Genomic DNA, 1,582 nt, shown 5'->3' on the forward strand with positions numbered 1-1,582 from the left:
GGCCAACCCGAACCGGCAACACCCACCGGCGCGGCAATGCCGCCTACTGGGGGTGGCTTCCCCCGCGACGATGCGCGCGCCTAGCGCGCCACCGCGCCGGATCGGCTCCCGGCACCAGTAGCGAATGCCATGACCCGCGCGCAGATCTGCCATCGGCCCGCGCGGCCCGCACCTGCCGATCCGATGGCCACCGCGCACTGCAATCGCGGTGCAGTCGATGCGCTTGACTTTCACGATGTGGCGTCTCAAAGTCGGGGCCGGGCAATAGCCCGAGGCGGAGCAATCCACCTGAGCTGCTACGGACTCCAAGATCCACTTCTGCGTCCTCCCGTTGTATTCGGAGTGTCCACGAAGAAGCCGTAGCCTGGACAGTACTTCGATTGCAACTTAGGAGAACATCTATGCTTGTTGCAGACAGCACGGGCGTGTACGACTTTGCGGACCAGCTCCGCAGCGCCGCGTCCCCTTACTTTAAGGTCAATCTTCGCCAGCTTCGTGAGGCCGTGGTACGCGGCATGGGGCTGGGCACCGTAGCTGGCTGGGAACAACAATTACTGCACAACCCGCAGTGGCGGGCCGATCGCTTCGACTATCTCGCATTTGCCGAACGCATGGCCGGACTGACCGGCTCATGGGATACCGCGCAGGCGCTCTGGTCGATTGCGCTGGGGGTCCGCTTGGACCTGGACATCACCCAGTACCCGAGCCAGCGGCAGCGGCCCGAAAAATATCTGGATGTACCCTACGACGTGTCGGCGCAGCTGCGGGGGGTCGATCCGCAGACCGTGGCGACTGATCTTTTCATCATCCTGCCGGAGTTCTTCTCCGGCAAGGGCGTGGAAAACTTCCGCGTCGATTCGGCCCACTGGCATCGTGCGCCGTTGGAAAAGCCCAACTTGCCCCCGCTGGCCAAGGCGCGCGGGCGCAACACGCTGGTGGCCAAGCTCAAGGATGCGACGTGGACCGGCGGACTGTTCATCTACTCGGCGCAGGACCAGCAGGACGACACGCAGTGCCGCCGCAATGTCACCGCGGCTTTGTCGCGCAGCCTGCTGGCCATTGTCGCACCGGGTGTGCACTGCCATATCTACTGGCCGGAAGGGTATACAGAGGGGGGCTACCGGATCGTGATCCGGCTGAGTCCGCAGATCCTCACGCGCCTTGGCGCCGGCTCGTTCCCCTTCCGCCTGCCGCGACAGCAAGGCTGGCACTATGTGGTCGAGCCGGGCTACGGCGTGCACGGTCCGGACTACCGCGAAGGAGAGATGGGTGGCAACTTTGTCGATGGGATGTGGCTGTGCGACCTGTACCCCAACGGACAGGAAGGCACCCACAGGGTCGACCTCAATACGGTGAAGACGGTCTTGCTGCGAACGATCTACCGACGGCTGGATCAGTTCGGCGTGCGTTTCGTGCAGCCCCTGCTGGCGGTGTAGGCGGCTGACCGCATCCGTGGGGCGCCGGCAGGGGCGCCGGCGCCCACGGCAATCGGTGCGCGCTGAGCCCAGCCCAGTTGCCCACTGGACTGGGCATCCCAGTGACTCTCAAAATCGCAGCGGGCGCCCTTAACAACCAAATCCAC

Annotated in this window: 1 protein-coding gene; it reads left to right on the top strand. The window is 64.6% G+C overall.

The annotated features are described in order from the left end of the window. Nucleotides 1-401 precede the first annotated feature (401 nt). Entirely contained in the window at nucleotides 402-1,436 is a 1,035-nt protein-coding gene (locus ACFQ6N_RS40695; RefSeq protein ID WP_380659181.1) for a hypothetical protein, read from the top strand. The last annotated feature ends 146 nt before the right edge of the window (nucleotides 1,437-1,582 follow it).

The sequence above is a fragment of the Kitasatospora sp. NPDC056446 genome (genome assembly GCF_042796115.1).
Taxonomy (GTDB): domain Bacteria; phylum Actinomycetota; class Actinomycetes; order Streptomycetales; family Streptomycetaceae; genus Kitasatospora.

Coding starts and splice junctions, on each gene's coding strand:
- ACFQ6N_RS40695 (WP_380659181.1), top strand. CDS start 402: ATGCTTGTTGCAGACAGCACGGGCGTGTACGACTTTGCGGACCAGCTC.